Annotated in this window: 21 protein-coding genes and 1 pseudogene; 20 read left to right on the forward strand and 2 right to left on the reverse strand. The window is 48.7% G+C overall.

What is annotated here, in order from left to right:
• The 18 genes and pseudogenes from TK45_RS16175 to TK45_RS00405 form a co-directional block, all read left to right on the forward strand.
• A pseudogene (locus tag TK45_RS16175) lies at positions 1–935 on the forward strand (hypothetical protein); the annotation flags it as partial.
• An 8-nt stretch (positions 936–943) separates the two neighbouring features.
• On the forward strand, positions 944–1,687 hold the full coding sequence (locus tag TK45_RS00320) for an SH3 domain-containing protein (RefSeq protein ID WP_131256630.1): 744 nt from the start codon (positions 944–946) through the stop codon (positions 1,685–1,687).
• Entirely contained in the window at positions 1,657–2,286 is a 630-nt protein-coding gene (locus TK45_RS00325; protein WP_131256631.1) for an outer membrane beta-barrel domain-containing protein, read from the forward strand. Before TK45_RS00320 ends, TK45_RS00325 begins: the two co-directional genes overlap by 31 nt.
• Positions 2,287–2,306: 20 nt before the next feature.
• A complete protein-coding gene (locus tag TK45_RS00330) occupies positions 2,307–2,789 on the forward strand; it encodes a TlpA disulfide reductase family protein (protein ID WP_131256632.1) in 483 nt (160 codons plus the stop codon).
• Positions 2,790–2,796: 7 nt separating this feature from the next.
• Positions 2,797–3,027 (forward strand): DUF4266 domain-containing protein, encoded by a 231-nt coding sequence (locus tag TK45_RS00335; protein ID WP_217350790.1) that lies wholly within the window; start codon positions 2,797–2,799, stop codon positions 3,025–3,027.
• Positions 3,014–4,174, forward strand: coding sequence for a DUF3570 domain-containing protein (locus tag TK45_RS00340; protein ID WP_254426500.1), 1,161 nt, complete (start codon positions 3,014–3,016; stop codon positions 4,172–4,174). The genes TK45_RS00335 and TK45_RS00340 overlap by 14 nt, the downstream gene beginning before the upstream one ends.
• A gap of 11 nt (positions 4,175–4,185) precedes the next feature.
• The gene (locus tag TK45_RS00345) at positions 4,186–4,689 is read left to right on the forward strand and encodes a hypothetical protein (protein WP_131256634.1); all 504 of its coding nucleotides are present in this window, start codon (positions 4,186–4,188) and stop codon (positions 4,687–4,689) included.
• 11 nt (positions 4,690–4,700) lie between these two features.
• The gene (locus TK45_RS00350) at positions 4,701–6,611 is read left to right on the forward strand and encodes a lipopolysaccharide assembly protein LapB (protein ID WP_254426508.1); all 1,911 of its coding nucleotides are present in this window, start codon (positions 4,701–4,703) and stop codon (positions 6,609–6,611) included.
• On the forward strand, positions 6,601–9,453 hold the full coding sequence (locus tag TK45_RS00355; RefSeq protein WP_131256636.1) for a tetratricopeptide repeat protein: 2,853 nt from the start codon (positions 6,601–6,603) through the stop codon (positions 9,451–9,453). Before TK45_RS00350 ends, TK45_RS00355 begins: the two co-directional genes overlap by 11 nt.
• Entirely contained in the window at positions 9,440–10,093 is a 654-nt protein-coding gene (locus TK45_RS00360) for a tetratricopeptide repeat protein (protein ID WP_131256637.1), read from the forward strand. The genes TK45_RS00355 and TK45_RS00360 overlap by 14 nt, the downstream gene beginning before the upstream one ends.
• Position 10,094: 1 nt before the next feature.
• Positions 10,095–10,403 (forward strand): hypothetical protein, encoded by a 309-nt coding sequence (locus tag TK45_RS00365; protein WP_131256638.1) that lies wholly within the window; start codon positions 10,095–10,097, stop codon positions 10,401–10,403.
• 92 nt (positions 10,404–10,495) lie between these two features.
• Positions 10,496–11,161: a MotA/TolQ/ExbB proton channel family protein gene (locus tag TK45_RS00370; protein WP_131256639.1), complete on the forward strand. Its 666-nt coding sequence runs from the start codon at positions 10,496–10,498 to the stop codon at positions 11,159–11,161.
• 18 nt (positions 11,162–11,179) lie between these two features.
• Positions 11,180–11,701 (forward strand): biopolymer transporter ExbD, encoded by a 522-nt coding sequence (locus TK45_RS00375; RefSeq protein WP_131256640.1) that lies wholly within the window; start codon positions 11,180–11,182, stop codon positions 11,699–11,701.
• The gene (locus TK45_RS00380) at positions 11,698–12,201 is read left to right on the forward strand and encodes a biopolymer transporter ExbD (RefSeq protein ID WP_131256641.1); all 504 of its coding nucleotides are present in this window, start codon (positions 11,698–11,700) and stop codon (positions 12,199–12,201) included. The genes TK45_RS00375 and TK45_RS00380 overlap by 4 nt, the downstream gene beginning before the upstream one ends.
• A gap of 2 nt (positions 12,202–12,203) precedes the next feature.
• Complete coding sequence (locus tag TK45_RS00385) at positions 12,204–13,163, forward strand: AgmX/PglI C-terminal domain-containing protein (RefSeq protein ID WP_131256642.1); 960 nt, start codon at positions 12,204–12,206, stop codon at positions 13,161–13,163.
• A 716-nt stretch (positions 13,164–13,879) separates the two neighbouring features.
• Positions 13,880–14,044: an HNH endonuclease gene (locus TK45_RS16445; protein WP_371414241.1), complete on the forward strand. Its 165-nt coding sequence runs from the start codon at positions 13,880–13,882 to the stop codon at positions 14,042–14,044.
• Between the two features lie 71 nt (positions 14,045–14,115).
• The gene (locus TK45_RS00400; protein ID WP_131256645.1) at positions 14,116–14,988 is read left to right on the forward strand and encodes a WYL domain-containing protein; all 873 of its coding nucleotides are present in this window, start codon (positions 14,116–14,118) and stop codon (positions 14,986–14,988) included.
• An 841-nt stretch (positions 14,989–15,829) separates the two neighbouring features.
• Positions 15,830–16,357 carry a hypothetical protein gene (locus TK45_RS00405; protein ID WP_131256646.1) on the forward strand — a complete coding sequence of 176 codons (528 nt, stop codon included), beginning with the start codon at positions 15,830–15,832 and terminating at the stop codon, positions 16,355–16,357.
• Between the two features lie 634 nt (positions 16,358–16,991).
• Here TK45_RS00405 and TK45_RS00410 read toward each other — a convergent pair.
• Both TK45_RS00410 and abiEi read right to left on the reverse strand, forming a co-directional pair.
• Positions 16,992–17,912 (reverse strand): nucleotidyl transferase AbiEii/AbiGii toxin family protein, encoded by a 921-nt coding sequence (locus TK45_RS00410; RefSeq protein ID WP_131256647.1) that lies wholly within the window; start codon positions 17,910–17,912, stop codon positions 16,992–16,994.
• Positions 17,902–18,438, reverse strand: a complete 537-nt coding sequence (abiEi, locus tag TK45_RS00415; RefSeq protein ID WP_131256648.1) for a type IV toxin-antitoxin system AbiEi family antitoxin — start codon at positions 18,436–18,438, stop codon at positions 17,902–17,904. Before abiEi ends, TK45_RS00410 begins: the two co-directional genes overlap by 11 nt.
• Before the next feature lie 478 nt (positions 18,439–18,916).
• On the opposite strand from abiEi, the gene TK45_RS00420 reads away from it, so the two are divergent.
• Together TK45_RS00420 and TK45_RS00425 are read left to right on the forward strand one after the other, a co-directional pair.
• A complete protein-coding gene (locus TK45_RS00420; RefSeq protein ID WP_131256649.1) occupies positions 18,917–20,443 on the forward strand; it encodes a Fic family protein in 1,527 nt (508 codons plus the stop codon).
• 354 nt (positions 20,444–20,797) lie between these two features.
• Positions 20,798–21,349, forward strand: a complete 552-nt coding sequence (locus TK45_RS00425) for a hypothetical protein (protein ID WP_131256650.1) — start codon at positions 20,798–20,800, stop codon at positions 21,347–21,349.
• Positions 21,350–21,367: the final 18 nt, after the last annotated feature.

The following is a 21,367-nucleotide window of genomic DNA, read 5'->3' on the forward strand; positions in this document are numbered from 1 at the left end:
GTGCCCGCCATGAAAACTGGTTGCATTTGCGCGCCGGTGAGCAAATGCAGTGCAATGGCTGTCACACGCCGCAAAGCACGGTAGCCCATGGACGTCCTGAGGCCGAGGCTATGTCGATTAACGCAGGTGCAGTCACTACCGGTCAGGCATTTCTAAACACCAATCCGGCCCTATTTGCCGATGCCGGCGAAACCATGGCAGAGGTCGCCACGCGGATTAACGGCTTATCTTATCCAAAGCCGGACATCGAGTTTAGCGATATCTGGAGCGATCCAGCGCTACGGACTCCCGACACAGCGTTTGCCTACCGTTACGCCGATTTGCAGGGCGCCATTCCAATCAGCCAGAATTGCGCGCTGCAGTGGCAGGTAAACTGCCGTATTGTGACCAACTATCCGCAACATATTCAGCCAATATTCGATCAAACCAGACAGTTACTGGCCGCAGACAATAGTGTGGTTGAAGAACGCACGTGTTCGTCCTGCCACAGTATGTTCGCAGCCGACGACTCATTGAAGGTCCCAGATGCGCAATTGGATCTGCGTAATGTGCCCTCCAATGAAGACGCCGACATGCTAATGAGCTACCGTGAATTGTTATTTATTGATAATGAGCAAGTATTGGAAGATGGCGCGATACAGGATCGTCTCGTCCCCGCACTGGACGCCAATGGCAATCAGGTGTTTGAAACCGACGAGGACGGTGAGTTGATCCTCGATGGCGCAGGTGAGCCAATTCCGGTGTTCGAAAACGTGACAGTGAATGCCAGTATGTCGGCCAATGGTGCCTTGAGCAGTGGACGGTTTTTTACTGTATTTGCCGATGGTGGCGTGCATGCACACTGGTTAACGGCGGCCGAACTGAAGTTACTGGCTGAATGGCTTGATATAGGTGCGCAATATTACAACAACCCGTTTGACGCCCCACTTAATTAAGGACTGATATGAGAATAACGCGTGGCTGGATACTGTGCCTTTGGCTGTTTAGCCTGTCAGGCTGGGCACAGGACAGCGATCTAAGCGTGACGGTGGACGCCGAATTCATCGAATTACGCAGCGGTCCGGCGCGCGCGTATCCGGTGTTTCATATCAGTAAACGTGGCGAACGTCTTATCGTGCTGGCCAGGCGCACTAACTGGTTTCGGGTTGAAACCAGTGATGGCATTCATGGCTGGATCAGCAATGAAGGGATCGCCATGACCCGCGATGAAAAAGGTCAGGCACTAACCTTCGAAAATGGCAGCTTCGATGCCTACCGCCAACGCCAGTTCGAAGTGTCTGTCAGTGCCGGTGTGCTTGAAAAATCGCCGGCCTGGTCGTTCAGTGGCACCTGGGTGTGGAATGAAAATATCTGGAGTGATCTCAGTTACAGCCAGGCTCTCGGCGACTTTTCCGAAAATCAGCTATTGCTGCTGGGCTTGCACCACAGTGCCTGGGGAGACTGGCGTATTCAGCCCCATTGGGGCCTGTATGCAGGACGATTACGCACGACCCCGCGAGCCAATTTGGTGCAGGAAGGGGCCGAACAACGGGATACTGATGTGGTCGGGGTGGGATTAGGCATGCGTTACTACCTGGCGCGTAAATTTGTACTGGAATTGGAATATTCACATTTGTTGGCGCTGACCGACAGAGAATCAAATGAGGAGCTGCAAAAATGGAAAGTTGGCGTCGTTGTATTCTTCTGATGTTGTTAGCTGGTATCAGTCAGCCATCGCTTGCACAGGACAGCCTGGAAGATTTGCTTGAGCCCGAGGTTGAACGTCGCTCAAGTAAAGAAGCGCGGATCGACAACGAAGATTTCGAGTTGGGTATCTATGGCGGGGTGATAGGTATTGAGGACTTCTCAAGTTCTGGCTTGCTAGGCTTACGTGCTGCCTACCATCTGAGTGAAGACTTTTTTATCGAGGCCAACTACGCTCAGGCCACCGCCGGACAAACCAGTTTTGAATTGTTAAGCGGTGGCGCACCGTTCTTAACGGATTCGGAACGCAAGTACCGTTATTACGATTTATCGCTGGGCTACAACCTCAACGGCGAGATGTTTTTAACCGATGAACTGGTATTTAACACGGCTACCTATTTTACCCTGGGGGCCGGCAGTACAGATTTTGCCGGTGACGAACACTTCACCCTGAGTATGGGGGTGGGGTATCGCTGGTTGCTCACTGACTATTTTGCCGTGCATGTTCATGCCAAAGATCACTTGTTTAACAGTGAACTTATTGGCGACAAAAAGCTCACGCATAATTTCGAATTCGCCCTGAGTGCGACCTTATTTTTTTGATGTAAAGGTAGGTGCAGACCATGTTTAAACGAATGTTATTTACCCTGTTGGCCATTTGTTGGCTCCCCATGCAGTTGGTGGCAGCCGAGCCCGCCGCAGATTTCACCCTGAAAACCATTGACGGTAACAATCTGCGCCTGGCCGAACTGCGCGGCAATGTGGTGTTAATCAACTTTTGGGCCAGCTGGTGTGCACCCTGTCGCAAAGAATTGCCGGTATTCGAACAAATGCATAAGGAGTTTGGCGATCTGGGAGTAACTATTCTGGCAGTGAATATCGATGAAGACTCGGCCAAGGCCCGTAAGTTACTGGATGAAATCGATGTCAGTTTCCCGGTGTTGTTGGATCCGAACAGCGACGTCAGCCGTCTGTATCAAGTGGCAGCCATGCCCACCACGATTTTTGTCGATCGGGATGGCAATCAGCGTTTGTTGCATCCCGGCTATAAGGATGGCGATGAACAGAAATATCGTAAAGCGATCAAGTTATTGTTGAGGGAATAGTATGCTGATGCGCAAAGTCTGGATTCGTGTCGCTTTTATGCTGGGCTTGGCTCAGTTGGTCGGCTGCGCCAGTATCGAACCCTGGGTTAAACCCTATGAACGTAACAACCTGGCCGACCCTGTTATGAGCCTGAATCGCAATCCGATTGCGGCAAACTATATCCACCACGTCTATCAGGCTCGTGAGGGTGCACGTGGGGCGGAAGGCGGTGCCGGAGGCGGTTGTGGCTGCAATTAATTCAGCCACTCGCAGCGTGATCTGCCGGCTGTTGTTGGCGGGGCTTCTGTGCGGCGCAATGAAAGCGAATGCGGCGGTCCTGCCGGAAGAACGGGCTGATGCCATGTATCACAGATACGAAGGTGGCGGGGTTAGCATCGATGGACCGAGTATCCTGCTACGCACCAATGTGGGCAACAGTGTGTCGCTGTTCGCCAATTACTACATCGACAGTATCTCTGGTGCATCAATTGATGTCGAAGCCACCGCCAGTCCCTATGCGGAAGAGCGCACCGAGTATTCGCTTGGGATGGATTACCTGCGCAATAAAACCCTGATGAGCGTCAGCGTGACCAGCAGCAGTGAAAATGATTTTGACGCCAAAACCATGCACTTGGGCATTACCCAGGATTTCTTTGGTGATTTAACAACCCTGAGCATGGGATATTCCTATGGGCAGGATGATGTGCGCCGCACCGGCGATGCAGGTTTCGCCGAACAGGCGACGCGGCATAACTTCAGCGTGGGTCTGACCCAGGTGGTCAGCAAAAATCTTATCGTTGGCCTGAATCTCGAAAATATTTCAGATCAGGGCTATCTCAACAATCCTTACCGAGCAGTGCGTTTCCTCGATGCCAATGCAGCGCTGGGTTATCGCTTTGAAACCGAACGCTATCCGCGCTCGCGTACCAGCAATGCTTTAGCGATGAATGCCAATTATTACCTTCCGTGGCGTGCATCGGTGTTTTTCGAGGGGCGATATTTTACAGATACCTGGGGGATACGTGCCAATACCGCTCGGCTTGGCTATGTGCACACTTTTGGTGACCATTGGCTGCTGGAAGTGCGTAGTCGTTTTTACCGCCAGGATCAGGCAGATTTTTACAGTGATTTGTTTAATCGCAGTGCGGAGTTTGACTTTATGGCCAGAGATAAAGAACTGGCCAGTTATCGCAATGTCAGTGTCGGTTTTTCGGCCAGCTGGTTATATCAGTTTGGCAGCGATAATTGGCTCAGTAAGGCCAGTCTGAATCTCGAATATGATCGGCTGAAATTCGATTATGACAATTTCCGCGACGTGAGAGTGACTGACGTATTGCCGGGACAGGAACCCCTGTACCAATTCGATGCAGACGTGCTGCGCTTATATTTTTCATTATGGTTTTAGACGGAGGCTCGATGAAACAGTTCTGTCTCTCTTTGATGTTGCTATTCACCCTTGGCGTGCAGGCCCAGGAAAGCAGTGCGCTAAACACACAAATTGAAGATCTGAAAAAACAGGTTATCAGCCTGAATCGTGATCTTTATTTGCTTGAAGAGGATTTACTCTTTCCTGCCAGTACTCAGGTCGCCGTGTATCTGGACATGGATGCCGGTCAGTATTTTCGTATCGATGCGGTCGAGCTGCATCTGGATGATAAGCTGGTGGCCAGCCATTTGTATACTCAGCGTCAGGCGAATGCCCTGGTACGTGGCGGCGTGCAAAAGTTGTATCTTGGAAATCTGGCCCGCGGCGAACATAAACTGACAGCGTATTTCGTCGGCATCGGCCCACACCAGCGCGAATATAAGCGTGCGGTGAGCACCAGCTTTACCAAGCAGGACGACCCGAAAGCGCTGCAGATTCATATCCGTGATGATGCCAGCAAGCAACAACCTGAATTCCTGTTTGAGGAGCTGTAAACCCTGTGAACATGCGGTTGGTTGTCATTCTGCTATTGGCAATAGCGCAAAGCTCGGGTGGTCGAGCGGCCGATCAGCCTCCTGGTTGGGGTGAAGTCCTGTATGAGTATTTTCAGGGTAATCACTTTGAGGCATTGACCCAGCTGGAAATCGCTGCACATCGGCAACAACTTGATCCTTCAGCGGCACAGCCTGCATTGTTACGTGGCCGCCTGAGTATGCAGTTTGGGCTGTACTCCCAGGCAGAAGCCATTTTCAAGCAACAACTGGATCACCTGGACAAACCAACCCTGCAGGCTGCCGTATATATTCAGTTGGCCAACCTGTACGAGCAGCTTGGAGATTTGGAGGCGGCTCGCACCGCGCTGACTAATGTGGCGGAAAATCAGGTAGCCGGGTTGAACGCAGAACAGCAAGACAAATACTGGTATTTGGTTGCCAGTCTGCAAATACAGGGCGGCACCCTGATTGATATCCGACGTTTCCCAGTCAATGCGCTGAGCCGTGAATATCTAAATTATAACCTAGCGATGATGGAAGCCGACCGCGGCGAAACGCAAAATGCCGTTGCCAGATTGCAGTCTATGTTGAAAGTGCGACCAAACTCAGAGGATGCAGGATTTTTCTCGCGGGTCGGAGACTGGGTCAGCGGTGGTTGGTTTAGTGCAGATGAGCAACAGATCAATACAGAAGAGCAGGCGTCTCTCAAAGATCGTCAATGGTTAACTTTAGGGTATTTATTGCAGTCGCTTGGTCGTCACCAGGACGCCATCAATGCCTATCAACAGGTTCGTCAGGACAGTGTCGACACTCAGGCGGCGATGCTGGCATGGGGCTGGGCCGCGGCAGAACGCGGCGAGTTTCAGCTGGCATTGTCTATTTGGCAACTGTTGGCGCAGCAACCGGTTTATCAACATGAAAGTTACGAAGCACCGCTGGCAGTTGCCTATGCCTATGAGAAGTTAAATGCCCCACGACAGGCGTTGACCGCGCTGAATCAGGCTAGTCGCCAGTACTCAGAATGGATCAACCGCTTGCAGGCAGAGCGTGTGCAGCTGTATCAAAGCGATTTTTTCCAACCTTACGTGCAAACCTGGCAACAGGGCCAATCTACGCCAGAAGATGTCCTGAGTCCGGTGCTGATGCCCCTGCTGACCGATGATCTGTTTAGCCAGCAGGTGGCGCAACTGGCGGATCTACAGCAGGCGGATCAACGGGTTCTGTATGCGTTACAGCAACTTACTATGTTCGAACAACTGATCGATGAACGCCAGCAAAGCGCGCAGCAACGCGGTGAGGCGTTGGCACACAACAATCTGTTGCAGACGCTACCGACATTGCAGCAACAACGGGATGGGCTGCAGACACAGCTCGATACGGTCGAGCACCAACAAGATGCACTGGCCCTGTTAAATGATGACGGACAGGCGCTGTTGCAACGAATTGGCAAAGCCGATACGCGCCTGAGTGCCATCGAACAGCAAATGCCAGACGCCGATAGTTATCGGGCTCGGATCCGGCGGTTGCACGGTATTTTGTTATGGCAGGCTGAGGTGGATTATGCGTCCAACCTGTGGGCGGGAAAGCGTAATTTGCAGGCACTGGACAGCTTACTGGCGTCCGGGCAAACCCGGCTTGGCAGTATTTATCAGGCTATGGACCGTCGTGCTCACTTCGATGCACAGCGTGCTCGTATCACAGGGCTGCGCTCTGGATTACTGTTGGCACAACAGACCCAACAGCGTTTGCAGGACAAATTGCTGGCACGCATGCAACAAGCGGCGGATGTGTTGCTGATCGAAACCGAGCAACAGTTGCAGCGTTATCGTCGACAGGCACAGATAGCGATCGTGCGTTTGCAAGACGAGACATTGCGCAAGCAGCAGGCGATCAAGCCTGAGGGAGCGCGCGATGAAGGTTAAGCCGCTGTTGTTGCTCCTGAGCCTGTTAACTGGCTGTGCCGGTAGTCCTCCGGCAGAGGTCGTGCAAAAACCACGTCTGGCTGCGCTACGCACTGAATTAAATGCGTTGGATCACGCACCGCTGGAGCAGATTACCCTGCCAAGTCTGCGCGATAATTATCAACGTCTGTTACAGGACATGGACGACCCGCAATTACGTCAAAATATCAGCGTGCGCCTGGCGGATTTAGAAATGATGTTGGCTGAAGAACAGATAGCCCAGGCGCCGCAGCTTACTCAGGCATTAGATAATGCCATTGCAGGTTATCATCAGCTACTCACTCAGCACCCGCAGAACCAGCATTCTGCGGAGTCGCTGTATCAATTGGCCAAAGCCTATGAACTGCGCGGCGAGGCCGACAACAGCTTCACCACGTTGCAGCAATTGGTGGATGAATTTCCTACCTCGGCGTATCTGGCCGAAGTGCATTTTCGCCGCGGAGAGTATTTATACGCGCGCGGGCAGTACCCGGCAGCGGCCACGGCTTATCAACAGGTATTGGCACAAGGTGACAACTCCAATTATTACCTGATCGCCGCCTATATGCTGGGTTGGGCGCAGTTTAAACAGGAGAATTATCCGGCGGCTTTGGACAGTTTTAACGATCTGTTACGTCAGCGTTTGCCCGACACGCTGGTACAGGGTGAACTGGATGTAAGCGCCCAATTGGCTGCCTTATCCTCTGGTGATCAACGTATTGTCGAAGACAGTTTACGTATTATGGCGCTACTGTTTTCCTATCAACAGGGGCCGGAATCCTTGCGCGCGTACTTTCGCGCCGCACCCGCACAACATGATGTGCTGCTGTATCAGCGTTTAGGTCAGTTGTACCTCAATGAACAACGTTATGCCGAGGCGGCCAGCGTGTTCGCTGGTTTTGTAGCGGAGCATCCTTCCCATTCACAAGCGCCATTGTTTTTCGTGCGTCAAATCGATACCTATTTGCTCGGGGATTTTCCTTCGCTGGTGTTACCGGCCAAGCAGGCATTTGTCGGTCAGTACGGCATCAACGGTCCATACTGGGCAACACTGGATCTTAGCTCTAAACAGATCATTTCACCCTATTTGCAACAATACCTCGACCAGCTGGCGCGCCATTATCACAGCCAGGCAAGAGCAATACCGGCGGCTCAAGCAACGCCTCAGGATAATAGCCAACCAAAGGCGGTCGAGTTGTTTTTGCAGGCTGCGCAGTGGTACCAGGAATATGTGCAGACATTTCCTCAAACTGAGCTGGTAGAGGAAAATGCCTTTTTGATGGCCGAAGCCCTATTGGAAGGAGGCAAATGGCAGGAGGCGATCACCGCGTTTGAGTCCTATGCCTATCAACTGACGCTGAATCCGCGTAGCGCCGAAGCTGGTTATGCGGCCTTGCTTATTTATCAGCAACAGGCTGCCAGCCAGCAACGTAGCGCCACAGGGCAACAGCTGTCTGCCTGGCAACAGCAATGGCTGGACAGTCAGATGGCGTTTATTCAGCATTTTGCCAATGATCCGCGGGTTCCGGATGTACTGTACGAGCTAACCCAGCAGCTGTATCAGCAGCAGCAATACAGTGCAGCTATTCAGCGTGCCACCGACTTGCTCTTGCTGGTTAAATCCTTACCAACCGAGCGTTGGCTCAGTCTGCATCAAATTCGTGCTAATAGTCAGTTCGAGTTGCAGCAATATGTGTTGGCTGAGCAGGATTATCTGCGCTTATGTGAACGCCTGCCACCCAACGACGCTCGTTTTGCACAGATTGACGAGCGTTTGGCTGCCAGCATCTATCGACAGGGTGAAACGGCGCGTCAGGCCGGGCGTATCAATGAGGCGATTGAGCATTTTCTGAGGGTTGTTGGATTGGCACCACAATCGCAAATTCGTGTGACGGCCCAGTTCGATGCCGCGCAGCTGCAGCTTAGCCAGCAACAGTGGACGCAGGCTGCCGCGCTGTTAACGGATTTTCGCCAACGCTTTACCAGCCATGCGTTGGCCAAGGGTATCGATGAGCAAATTATTTACGCCTATCAGGAAGCCGGGCTGTGGCGTGCGGCTGCACTTGAATTGGAACAGGTGTGGTTGGCGAATCAGGACAATGAGCAAGGACGTCAGGCACTGTGGGTGGCGGCGGAATACTTTGCCAAAGACGGTGATAGCGACAAGGCATTAAGCCTGACCCGCACCTATGCACATAAATTCCCACAGCCATTCGACGAAGCGATCGAAGCCATGTTCAGGATGAGCGAATTTTATCTGGCTTCTAACGAGCCAGCTAAGCGCCGCTACTGGCTGAATAAATTAATTCAGGCCCATGGTCAGGCTGGCGTAAAGGCTACAGAGCGATCCCGTTGGTTGGCTGCCATGAGTGCCACCCAGTTTGCCGAGGATGCCAGCTATGCCTTTCGTCAAATCGCACTAACCTTGCCGCTGGACAAAGCGCTTACAAAGAAAACACGCGCGTTTGAGCTTGCGCAGAGCAAGTGGCAGCAGACGGACAGCTACCATGTTGAACAATTTTCCACTCTGGCGACCGGACAAATGGCCGCGTTGTATGCGCAAATGGGCGCGGACTTAATGACTTCCCAGAGACCGACCAATCTGAGCCAGCTGGAACTGGAAGAATACGAGTTTTTGCTCGAAGAGCAGGCGTTACCGTTTGAAGACGAGGCGATAAAATTGCACGAAGTCAACGTGCAACGCTGTTGGCAGGGACTTTACAACGAGGCGATTAGCAACAGTTTTAGCGCGTTAAAACAGTTGCTACCGGGGCGTTACGATAAAAATGAAATTATTCAGGAGATAGACAATGCGTTGTATTAATGTCGTCGTCCTATTGTTGGCTTTGCTTCTGGCCGGGTGTGCTACTCAGCCAATTGAACCTTCAGTGCCGCCCTCCAGCTCAGTTCCCGCTGTCAGCGAGACGGCCATTGCCGAAACCAATGTCAATGATGCATTTCGGGCCTCGCAGCAGGTGTGGCCAGATCAGGTTAAAACCCGCTATACAAAGGCGCTTAAGCTGAAAAGTAACGGCGACAGCGCGGCGGCTGAACGAGAATTGCAGACCTTGGTAGCCGATTACCCCAATTTGTCTATGGCCTGGTTACAGCTGGGCGATCTGGCGATGACGGCGCGCGAACATGCTGCTGCGGAACAAGCCTATTTGGCCGCGATCAACGCCAATACCCACAATTACTACGCCCGTAACCGTCTGGCGCAGCTGTTGCGACATCAGGGCCGTTTTCGCGAAGCGCTGCAACATTATGACGCGGCCCTTGCCAGCTATGCTGACTTTGCAGCAGCAATACTCAACCGGGCTATTCTGAAAGATTTGTACTTAGGCGATAAATCCGGCGCGCTGGCGGATTACCTGCGTTATCAGCAACTGGTACCCCAGGCAGAGCAGAATCTGGCCGGTTGGATAACGGATATTCAACGGCAGTTGCAAAATGAGGGGCAATAACATGAAACCGACGTTGCTTACTATGCTGTATTGGCTGACATGTTGGCCGGCGCTGGTGTTGGCGCAAGAGACCAGTACGCAGGAAAAAAATCGTGATGCGGCAGAACCGATAAAGCTCGAAACTACCATTCGCGGGGATCAGCAACAGCCCACAGTCTTGTCAATCGTGGCGTGGCAGCCGCCAACCGCCAAATCCCCGTTTATCGATCCGACATTGAAAAGTGATATTCAAAAGCTGCAACCACTTAATCGCCGACAGTTTATGCGAGAAGTTAATTTCAACGCTAAATTACGCGGCAAGGGTATGTAACTCGATACAAACAGTAAACGCAAATAACCTATCGGGCGTGAAAACGCAGTATGCTCGGTTTCAGAACCACATGACTTATGTAGGGTATTGTTATGCAATTGTTGGACGAAATACTGCGCTTTTTTCAGGAAGGTGGCAGTTTTATGCTGCCTATCGCGCTGGTGCTGGCGCTGGGACTGGCGGTCGCACTGGAACGCTGGCTGTTCCTCAGTCACGCCAGGCTCACCAATAAAAAAGCGTTCGCACAAATTGAACCGTTGCTGCTAAAGCAACAGTTTGAACAGGTGTTAGGGCTCGACGTTTATCGCAACGCGCCGATCAGCCGAATCCTGACTGCAGGCATAGAGCGCATGGGTGCCAGTGAACGCCGTGAAGATATTGAATATGCCATGGAAGAGGGCCTGATGGAGGCCTCATCGAGGCTTGAAAAACGCACCCCTTATCTCGCAACGCTGGCAAATATCGCAACCTTGATGGGCTTGCTCGGCACTATTATTGGTTTGATCGCAGCCTTCTCGGCTGTAGCCAATGCCGATCCGGCGGAAAAAGCCTCGCTGTTGTCTCAGTCCATTTCAGTGGCGATGAATACCACAGCTTTTGGCTTGATCTCTGCGATCCCACTGTTGGCCTGTCATGCCATTTTACAAACCAAAACCACTGAAATTCTCGATAGCATGGAAATGGCCGGGGTGAAGTTTTTAAACTTACTCACCAAGGCGCGTCAGGTATCGACCCGCTCACGCGTATCCGACCAATAACGCACTGGACTCACGGCTATGTTGGGACGTAAGACAAAAATCAGGCAAGAGGCCGAGCTCGATATCACATCATTTATGAACCTGATGATAGTGTTGGTGCCTGTGTTGCTGATGATGATGGTCTTTTCCCGTATTACAGTGCTGGAACTGCGGTTACCTGAGCTTAGCGCATTGGCACAGGCATCAACCGAGCAATTGCAGAACGACAATCTGGAGTTGGTGGTGACCGATAGCGGTATCGAGGTGTTTTTCCCGCAGGGCTATTTACTCAAATCCTTGCCAAAACTGGACGAACATTACGATTACGCGGGATTGCGGGAGTTACTCAAGCAAGTGAAAGTCACGCTGCAAGACAAGCAGGTGGAAAAACGTGATATCACCTTATTACTTAGCCCATCAATCGATTATCAAAGCATCGTAAACTTGATGGATACCAGCCGTGCCTACCCTGAGGTAGTAGCCGCCTCTGTAGTACAGGCCGAACTTTTCCCGAATATTTCACTGGGTGATGCGCCCGCGCAGAGAGAGCCTCAGCCATGAAAATGAGCGTCCGCGCTAAGCGCATGCAGCGCAATCACAAGCGTATGTCTCAGGTATCCAGATTGAGCCTGGTGTCGTTGATGGACATATTCACTATTCTGGTCTTTTTCCTGATGATGAACGCCAGCGATGTGCAGGTATTGCAAACCGATAAACGACTTACACTGCCAAAGTCAGTGGCTGACACCGCCGCGCGTGAAACCTTGCTGTTATCCATTAATCAACAGGACATTATTTTGCAGGGGCGCAAATTGGCGACTGTCCAGCAAGTGATGGACGACGGGCAGGAAATTGTGCCTGCACTGTTGCAGGAGTTGCAGTACCAGGCGAGCCGCCAAACGGTTCAAACTGACGCAGAAGTACCAGTCAAAGCGATCACTGTTATGGCCGATCAAAGTATTCCTTATGCTCTGCTGAAAAAAATTATGCAGACCTGTGCGCAGGCAGGCTATGTGGATGTTGCACTGGCGGTTGAACAACAACAGCAGGGTGAGGGCTGATTATGGCCAGTGCAGTCGTTAGTCAGCTCCCCTGGTCAGCCAGTGCGCAGGAGAACCAACGATTTACCCGCATCAGTTGGGTAGCGTTGGGGCTGACCTGTTTGCTGGCTGTCTGGGTCTATTGGGTTGAATTACCTGAACGTCCGCGACTGGAACAGGAGCGTATTCCACCGCAGTTAACCAAAATTTTGCAGGCCAAATTACCTCCGCCCAAACCGCTTGAACCACCAAAGCCGGAGCCAAAGATTGAACCAGAGCCTGAGGTAAAGAAACCCATCGAGCCTAAAGTGCAACCGGAAAAACCTAAGCCCGTCGCGGTTAAACCCGCGCCAACCCAAGCAGAGTTGGCTGAGCAGGCGAAAGCCAAAGCGAAGCAAACAGGTGTACTGGCTCATGCCGATGCGCTGGCGGCGTTGCGCAATAAGAATCAGGTGAATAATCAGGCGCAAACTGAGTTACATCAGGGGGCAGGGCAGGCAAGCCAGACGCAGCGAAATTTTGTCGGCAAAGTTAGTGCGACAGCCAGCAATGGCATTAACACAGCAGCATTATCAACGGATGTGGGTGCGGCGGGTGAGTTGGCCGGACGCAAAACCACCGAGTTCGTGTCGGCGGAAGCGGGTTTACCCTCCTTGGCTCAGCAACAACAAACAACCGATGATGGTGTGCGCGGTGGTCGTAGCATCGAGTCTATCCGCCAGGTTCTGGATGCTAACAAGAGCCGGATATATGCGATTTACCGCCGTGCGCTGCGAGAAGATCCCAGTTTACAGGGCAAAGTTCAGGTCAGACTGGTCATCGAGCCAGATGGGCGCTTATCCAGTGTCGAACTGTTATCCAGCGAACTAAAGCAGGAAGAGCTGGAAGCTAAGCTGCTCAGTCGGATCCGAATGATCGAATTTGGCGCTGATGCGGTCGACAGCACGGTCTTGGAATACACCTTTAACTTCCTACCTCAGTAAGTGGTGGCTCTCCACCACAACAGCCAGGCTGACCAAATAGCCGTGACAGTACGAAAGGAGAGGTAAAATAATTAATTACTTCAGCACGTTACCTATTTACCACGCACCATTGAGAGTCGCGCAATCAGGTCGTAAAACTTTCGTAAAAATGCGCCACAGGGAACAATGGCAGCGGTTGCCGCAACTGCGCTTGCCCGGCTTAAAATAATTAGCGTGCATCCCGTTGAAGGGTAAAAGCGCGCGAAATCTGCCATATTGTGAAAAAATTATCGCCAAAACGGCATGAATAAAGGGCTTAGGGTCTTGACGCTAAACGATTGTAATAGCAGGATATATCCGCAAATTTATTTTTAACTTGTTCAATTAGTGCACGTTATGAAAGCCAACCAATTGCAATGCCCTGAGTGTGAAAGCACCAAAATTCAACGTACAGCCCGCGACCAAAACGCCCGTCAAACTGGCAGTTGTCAGCGCTGTGGTTATAAAGCAGCCATAGAGGAATTTATGCCGGATGATGAACCCAAATCCGGTAAGGTCAGACGCCCATCACACTAGTTAAAACACATTATTTCAGGTAACCGGCTTTGCGCCGGTTACTTTTTCTGACGTACTTTCTCCAGCTTAAGAATTCACGCTCACATCAATTTCATGGTTTTTTATATCAGTCTTGTCAGACTAGATGCCAGCAAACTTTTGAACGCCATGGCAATCAATGTTTGTGCTGTACAGCAGACCCCGCACAAGGGGCGGTATTGCAAGTAGACCACGTCAAGCCCCGTGCGAAATTTCCGGAGTTAGCTTTGGATATCAACAACCTGCAGATTCTGTGTGAAATCTGCAATATCGGCAAATTACACCACAGCGAATCAGATTGGCGATAACAACATCATTGACACCCGGTTTAAAATAAACCACTTTAGGCTACTAAAAATACAATAATATTGAGTGCATCATGGATTTGAATGATATTGCCTTCGCCCAGCGCCAGCGCCTTGCTTACATAGATTTTTGTTTATTGTTTCGCGGTCACCTTACCCGTACAGACCTACTCAATAAATTTCAGGTTGGCTTATCGGCCGGCTCCCGCGATTTTGCCATGTATAAAGAGTTAGCCCCGCAGAATCTACTCTATGACCCAGCGCGCAAAGCCTATCTGCAATCGACAAAGTTCGTGCCCTTATTTGAACATGATTCGCGCAAAACCCTGACCAAATTGGCCCATGACATTTCAGATGGATTTGATGCCGTTGGAGATATTCACTTTCCTGTAGAGGCTCCCAGCCAACTGAATGTGCCGGATATTTTTATCGTCGCGCGTCTGGTGCAGGCGATTCTCAACAACAAGGCCGCCAGTATTATTTATACCTCGCTCAGCAGTGGTTCAGCGGCACGGGAAATCGTCCCCCATAGTATTGTGGATAACGGCTTGCGCTGGCACGTACGCGCCTTTGACCGTAAGTCCCAGTCATTCAGAGACTTTGTGTTAACCCGTATTTCCAAAGTGACGGTCACTGATCAGGGCAGTCAGCCCGGAGAGCAGAAAATAGAAGACCACCAATGGGTACGTATGATGCCGCTACATCTGGTGCCTCACCCGCATAATGTGGCGCAGCCCACCGCCATTGAAATGGATTACGGCATGGAAAACGGCGCGCTAAAACTCAACGTGCGCGCGGCCATGGCGGGCTACTTATTACGCCGCTGGAATGTGGACTGCACCGAAGAGGCCAGCCTGCGCGGGGGCGAATATCAACTTTATCTGGAAAACCGCCAGACCCTATACGGCGCAGAGAACCTGGCAATTGCGCCGGGATATGCAGTGTGACTAGCTGCACAGGCTGCAAACCGGCTACAACCCTGATAGATATCATTATGAATGATTAGCGCAAAAGTATTAGAGACCACAGGAAACGATAGGTTGAAAGCTAATGAGGATAATAACTCAGTTTGTTTTTTTATTGTTAATTTCAAATAGTGCATTCGCCACGTTGGAGTTAAAGCTCATCAAAGATGAAAAGTTCATTTATGTGTTGTTGAATGAAGGTTGGGACAGTGAAAGAGTTAAACCTAATATGTGTTTGTCAGATTTTGGGGCGCTCTCTTTTACTTATTGTAAATAAAAATGATGAGGAATATGAATTGACTTCATTGCTTCGTGAGCGTTGTGGCAGAAAGTATCAAGTGGATGTGGTAAGTAGCGGACTCGTTGGTAAGTTTTTCGATATTGAGGGTCTTTCCAGTCTGTACAGGCTTGAGACTGGGAGTTATTCAGTATCAGCGGAACTTTGCGAACCAGATCGAATCAAGCCTGTAAGGTGTATCAAATCTAACGTAATAAGCATTTCAAATTAGCTTGGATGATATAGCGATTAGAGCAAAAGAATTGGTGAATGCAAATTCAGATAATAAGTTTACCATTCAAGGTTATTGGAGGCCAGGTAATCAAGTTCCTGTAGCTGGTATTTTAAAGCTGCCAATCTAAAAATGTATGACCATGAGTTAGAAGCAGTGGCCAAAATTACTTGACCACTACACCTTTGATAAATGATATAGATTCATTAAGGTGGCTGGCTTTATACGTAAGAAGAGACAAGGGATAAAAGTCAGGGAGCAGGATTTGACTCCACAAGATTAGCAAGACGTATTGATTCAGAATTATTATTTAAATGAATATGTCGCAATTTGAGTATCATTCATTGAATATTAAAAATATTTTTATCTTTACTTTAATTTTTTCGATGGCTTCATGTTCTGATGAGGATTCAAATTGCGTATTAGATGACTATTGCAATAATGAGATAGTTTTAAAAGCAAGCTTTCCAAAAAATTCTTCGATAATTGAGTACGAGTTCGTTAATAACTTTAGAAATGTGGCTTTTGATAAAAGATTGATCCCAATTGGTTATGATGTTTCAGGAAGATACATAGAAATAGAATGCAAGGTGGGGAAGTCAAAGTATGTGGGGAGTTATATAGATTGGGATCTCGAGAATTCAGACCTTCACGTAATTAATCGTGGTGATAGTTTACGATTTAGTTTGGACCTGAGGAAAACTCATGTCCTATCAGATGATGCCAGTGATTGTTCTGTTATTTACGCGCATTCTTTGAAAGATTGGATTGCTGGAGAACGATTTTTAATATATTCCAGAGTGGATTTACCCGAGGGAGTTATGATGAAATTAAAAAGATAGGATAAAGATTGCACATTTTTTTTTACCAAAAAAAGCGCCCAAAATCGAATTAAATCCCGCCAATGATCCAATCGCCCAAAAAATTGAAATTTTCTTACAATAACATTATGTGCCCATTTGGCTGGGGGTCAATTTTTGGCCGAAATCGGCAAGTGCGAAAAAAGGCGTTGGGCACCATTTGGGCACCGAGACAGCAGATCGTTTGACCCCCACCGTAATGGGCACCAGATCGTTGAGTAAGATATTGATTTATATAAGGAAATTGGTGCGTCCGAGTAGACTCGAACTACCGACCCCCACCATGTCAAGGCATTTGAGCCAGATTTGAAATTTTTCAAAATCTCAGGCGTCGGTCTCATTCCCTTACCATAGCTGACTTTCAGCCGATTGCAAACTCCCAGATCCTTCTCTGATCCAAGAGTCTCTTTTTTGATGTGGCTGTTTTGGGCACCGTGGGCACGGCTGAAATATTTTCCATTTTGACCACCCTTTTGTGAATGGGTAGATGTTTACGTGTGAATTTTTTGAGTCGATGGAGTAGGGGATTAAGTCTTGGAGTCAATTCGATTCAATCAGTCTGGCGCAATCAAGTAGTGCGCTGTTACCGACCCTATGTGATTTTCCGAAACGTGTTTTACATTTTAAATTCGTGTTGGTTTTTGCCTCCTTTCAATTGGCTTCCAACGGAGGTGAATAATTTGAGTAAGGTGTTGGACAGGTATGTTTGGAACTTGGTTTGTGCCAGCGTTCTGTCAAATACATCGGTAGGTAAAAAGCGTTTCATCTCTGCCGTAAACTCTGCGCTGGAGATAATCGATGGTAGGCTCTCAATCAGCTTCGCAAGCAAGTGTTCATACTCTGTGATTTGATAATCATCAATCTTGTGGCGTACTAAATCCATCCTTAACTTAGCACCTTGCTGTTGTAACCAGGCTAAATCCCAGATATCCCGATAACGCACATAGCGTGTTGTTGCAGGTAATGAAATGACTTTATCTGCCATTACTTCATCTAAGGTCTCTGTGAGTACCAGTGTGTCACTGTACCCATCCGGCAAAAAATCATAATTTGCCTGCAGTGGTAATGGCTCTCTCGTATAAGCAGGTACATTAGCGACTTCGAGTTTGATTTTTTGTTTTGGCAGGTCTTTACGTTGTGGTGAAGTGATTACGGCGATTTGCCATTTATCAACGCTTAACTCCGCATATCTTGGGTCTTCTCGTAACTCTTTGGGCTCTTTAACGTTAACTTCGAGCCCATAGCGAGAGCCTATGTACTTCTCGATGCATGATTTCATGTCAGCCAGATCTGCGGAAGAAAAGTCCTTGCCACCGGCGAAATCCAAATCTTCACTGAAACGGTTACCGCCATAACACAGGCGTAAAGACGTACCGCCCTGGATGACCAGGTTGTCCAGCAAGCCACCCTTATCCAGCGCAAATAAAATGTCGTAGTGCAATAATTCTTTCTCAATGACGGCCCGCATATGCGAAACGTCACTATTTTGCATGGCCTGATTAACAAGTAAGGAAAATTTTTGTTGATCAATCTTCATGTAATGCCTCCTCATCAACCAGATGCGTATTGCGGCCAACGCGTTTCAAATCCCGGTAAGCGACCTGCTTGGTGGCTAATCTAAGTGGCCTATCGACCAGCAGAGTGCCTTCCAGAATGTCTGTGGGGGAGCGTTTTGTATGTGTAAATTCAATGGTGCCATAAGGTGTTTTGTATTCAGCAGAACGGCCAGTCGTCATCACGGTTAGACGGTCAACGGGAATTTGCGAAATAACACCGTATTCGGATAATGCAGACTCGAGACTCACGTAGTTGTACTCGCCGCGGCGAATGGTTTTAGCAATTTGCTCTAAGGTATTGCTGCCTTTGCTCTGTGATAACTCATTCACATAAATGCCGTTAATAACCCGCACCAGCAATTGGTCATCCAGCAAGCGTTTGATTCCTGCACGTAAAGCTCGCTCATTATCCTCATGGAAGATTTTAGCGAGATCGGCGTTGTTGAACACGTAACGACCACGTTTGTCGTATTCAGCAAAAGCTTTAACGGCGTCTGTTTTTCTCATCTTGGTAATTAAGTGAACTATATTGACATCTTTGTGTGTCAAAATTGTGTACTTAATCACTGAGAAAATCAAGGTTTGCAAAAATGACATTTAAAGATGTCAAAAGTGTTGACTTGAATGGCGGTGGTTTGGGTTTGAGGGTTAATGTTTAATGGTGTCACAAGAAGGACATGACGATCCCTATCAAAAACGACTGGCCGGTGCTTGGTGTATTCCTGGCTATTCAGTTAGGTCGATTTACATCGCTATTTCTTAATGGCTCGCCGGTTGTAAATCTGTGCTGCTATGGGAAGGCTTAAAGCCGAAAAAATCTGTTTCTTGTATGCTTTTTCAACCTAATGAGCATCAAAGCCTAAAAAAAGCAAGTCATTAAAACCTACAAGTTGCATGACATTAAAACCTATAAATGGTATAACGCTAAAACTTAGAGGTTAACATTGATAAGTTGTAGGTATCACGAGTAATAACTGGAGCGAATATGAATGACATATCACGAAAACTAGCAGATTCGCTTGAGCAGTTACAACAGCTTCAAGTGTCTGGGGTTGTTGCTATCCAGTCAAAGCAACTCAGCAGAGTGCATAGAGAGCGGCTATTGAAGCATGGGTTTATTCGCGAAGTCATCCGGGGCTGGTACATACCGGCGATGCCAGATGAAAAATCGGGCGACAGTACATCTTGGTATACCTCTTTCTGGGACTTTTGCGGCGCTTACTTGTCTGAACGGTTCGATAAATCCTGGTGTCTCTCGCCTGAGCAATCACTCAGTCTGCATATCGGTGATAGAACCGTGCCTCAGCAATTGTTAGTGCGCTCGCCCAAAGGTAATAATAAGCCCACTGCCTTTCTGCACAACACCTCGATTTTTGATGTCAGGTTGAATATGCCAGCCGCAGAGCACATTGAATACCTGGAAGGGCTCAACGTTTACAGCTTAGCTGCAGCACTTGTCTATTCTTCGGCGAATCAGTTTCAAAATGCGTCTATCCAAATGCGTACAGCCTTATTGATGGTGACAGATGCATCCGATGTATTGTCCGTTTTACTCGCAGGTAACCATAGTGTGATTGCTGGCCGATTGGTGGGGGCTTTTAGAAATATTGGCCGGGACCTGATTGCTGACAATATTTTAAAGGGCATGCAAGCGGCCGATTTGAAAGTACAAGAAGAAGACCCATTTGCCGAGAAAGTCCAGATTAGCTTTGGTCGTCGTGATATCTCGCCTCATGTTAATCGCATCCGGTTGATGTGGGCACAAATGCGTGAAGATGTTATTTCGCACTTTCCTTTAGCCTCAAACCAAACCGTCGATATAGAAACCTACATGGCCGAAGTCGAAGACAAATATGTTACAGACGCCTACCACTCACTATCCATCGAAGGTTATCGGGTAACTCGCGAATTGATTGAACTGGTTCGTTCTGGAAACTGGCAAGCTGAAGGCTCAGAGGAAAGTAGAAAACACTTAGATGCCATGGCGGCCAGAGGCTACTGGGATGCGTTTCAGAAAGTTAAAAAAGCCGTGTTAGCAGTACTAGAAGGTAACAACCCTGGCGATGTTTTGGAACAGACGCACAGCGATTGGTACCTCGCCTTATTTGGCCCAAGTGTTGCGGCTGGTATTATTAAACAATCTGACTTGGCCGGTTACCGGTCAGGGCCTGTTTATATTCGCCAGTCTATGCATACTCCACCACGCAGAGATGCTGTTCGCGACATGATGCCGACACTATTCGACTTGCTTGCAGAAGAGAAAAATGCAGCAGTCAGAGTGGTACTGGGGCACTTCATTTTTGTTTACATCCACCCTTACTTTGATGGTAATGGCCGAATGGGAAGATTCATCATGAATCTAATGATGGCCTCCGGAGGTTACCCTTGGACAGTCGTGCCCGTCGAACGACGGGATGAATATATGCAAGCCTTGGAAGCAGCCAGTGTTAGACAAGACATTGTGCCATTTACAACGTTTTTAGTTTCGCTTCTTAAAAAAAACGGCTGTTAGTTTTGGGCAAGACCAGCCTCCCGGAGAGTGAATTTCACCAGGCGCTGCAACGCTATTTCGACGGTAAGCTGGATGAGGCTACGCTTAGGTTACCTGAGGAGCAAAGTTAAGAGGGAATACAGCAGGCAGAGCTTAATGCCTGCAGACAGCACCGGCTCAAAGGATTCAGTGCAAAACAAGCGTCAGTTTATTTTTCAAATCTAGCAGCCGGTTACGGGCAAACTTTGGCACAGCCCAGTGTTGACTGGTATTTAAGCCCCTTGGCGCAAATTTTGCCGGAAAATTTTTTCGTGCATTCAGGTTTGCCGATGGCATACCCAAAACCAGATAAAGAATAAACAGAAGGGACACAGCATGGCGTTGATCACCGTAACAGACGATACCATGAACTGCTATAAGGCAGACAATGAACAAATTTATACAGGTTCAAATGGAGGTCAAATCTCTATCTGTTCTTATGATGATTCTGGAGAAGGAGTAAAAGATTCGATTGTTTTAAACATTGATTCATCAATTCCAATTGATTTAGCAGGTTTTGATTTTCAAGATTCTTCTTTGTCAGAATTTTTTAATTTTTATACTTCTCAAGGTGATTCTTGGGATTTTTCTAAAAGCGGGACTTATGGTGTATTTAGTGCGCCCGTGAATCAAGATCTTCAGAATGTAACTTTTGAGATGAGATTAAAAGAGTTATTTAAAAATAATTACAAAATTGGAGACTTTTCTCAAAATTCAACTCCTTGGATAATTGGTGATCAAAATAATCGAATTAATGAAATTTATTCAATGCCTTTTTACAATATTGAACAAATTCAAGTTAACCAGGTCCCAGAACCTTCTGCAGCCGCATTAATGGGAGCTGCAATACTGGCCTCTCTGGCTGTTAAAACGCTGTTTCGCCGCTAAGGGGCATCTGCCCCTGTC

Source organism: Bowmanella sp. JS7-9 (genome assembly GCF_004329715.1).
Taxonomy (GTDB): Bacteria; Pseudomonadota; Gammaproteobacteria; order Enterobacterales; family Alteromonadaceae; genus Pseudobowmanella; species Pseudobowmanella zhangzhouensis.

Excerpts from the sequence above, each read along its gene's own strand:
- TK45_RS00320 (WP_131256630.1), top strand. The coding sequence starts at position 944 with ATGAGAATAACGCGTGGCTGGATACTGTGCCTTTGGCTGTTTAGCCTG.
- TK45_RS00325 (WP_131256631.1), top strand. The coding sequence starts at position 1,657 with ATGGAAAGTTGGCGTCGTTGTATTCTTCTGATGTTGTTAGCTGGTATC.
- TK45_RS00330 (WP_131256632.1), top strand. The coding sequence starts at position 2,307 with ATGTTTAAACGAATGTTATTTACCCTGTTGGCCATTTGTTGGCTCCCC.
- TK45_RS00335 (WP_217350790.1), top strand. The coding sequence starts at position 2,797 with ATGCGCAAAGTCTGGATTCGTGTCGCTTTTATGCTGGGCTTGGCTCAG.
- TK45_RS00345 (WP_131256634.1), top strand. The coding sequence starts at position 4,186 with ATGAAACAGTTCTGTCTCTCTTTGATGTTGCTATTCACCCTTGGCGTG.
- TK45_RS00350 (WP_254426508.1), top strand. The coding sequence starts at position 4,701 with ATGCGGTTGGTTGTCATTCTGCTATTGGCAATAGCGCAAAGCTCGGGT.
- TK45_RS00355 (WP_131256636.1), top strand. The coding sequence starts at position 6,601 with ATGAAGGTTAAGCCGCTGTTGTTGCTCCTGAGCCTGTTAACTGGCTGT.
- TK45_RS00360 (WP_131256637.1), top strand. The coding sequence starts at position 9,440 with ATGCGTTGTATTAATGTCGTCGTCCTATTGTTGGCTTTGCTTCTGGCC.
- TK45_RS00365 (WP_131256638.1), top strand. The coding sequence starts at position 10,095 with ATGAAACCGACGTTGCTTACTATGCTGTATTGGCTGACATGTTGGCCG.
- TK45_RS00370 (WP_131256639.1), top strand. The coding sequence starts at position 10,496 with ATGCAATTGTTGGACGAAATACTGCGCTTTTTTCAGGAAGGTGGCAGT.
- TK45_RS00375 (WP_131256640.1), top strand. The coding sequence starts at position 11,180 with ATGTTGGGACGTAAGACAAAAATCAGGCAAGAGGCCGAGCTCGATATC.
- TK45_RS00380 (WP_131256641.1), top strand. The coding sequence starts at position 11,698 with ATGAAAATGAGCGTCCGCGCTAAGCGCATGCAGCGCAATCACAAGCGT.
- TK45_RS00385 (WP_131256642.1), top strand. The coding sequence starts at position 12,204 with ATGGCCAGTGCAGTCGTTAGTCAGCTCCCCTGGTCAGCCAGTGCGCAG.
- TK45_RS00400 (WP_131256645.1), top strand. The coding sequence starts at position 14,116 with ATGGATTTGAATGATATTGCCTTCGCCCAGCGCCAGCGCCTTGCTTAC.
- TK45_RS00405 (WP_131256646.1), top strand. The coding sequence starts at position 15,830 with ATGAATATGTCGCAATTTGAGTATCATTCATTGAATATTAAAAATATT.
- TK45_RS00410 (WP_131256647.1), bottom strand. The coding sequence starts at position 17,912 with ATGAAGATTGATCAACAAAAATTTTCCTTACTTGTTAATCAGGCCATG.
- abiEi (WP_131256648.1), bottom strand. The coding sequence starts at position 18,438 with ATGAGAAAAACAGACGCCGTTAAAGCTTTTGCTGAATACGACAAACGT.
- TK45_RS00420 (WP_131256649.1), top strand. The coding sequence starts at position 18,917 with ATGAATGACATATCACGAAAACTAGCAGATTCGCTTGAGCAGTTACAA.
- TK45_RS00425 (WP_131256650.1), top strand. The coding sequence starts at position 20,798 with ATGGCGTTGATCACCGTAACAGACGATACCATGAACTGCTATAAGGCA.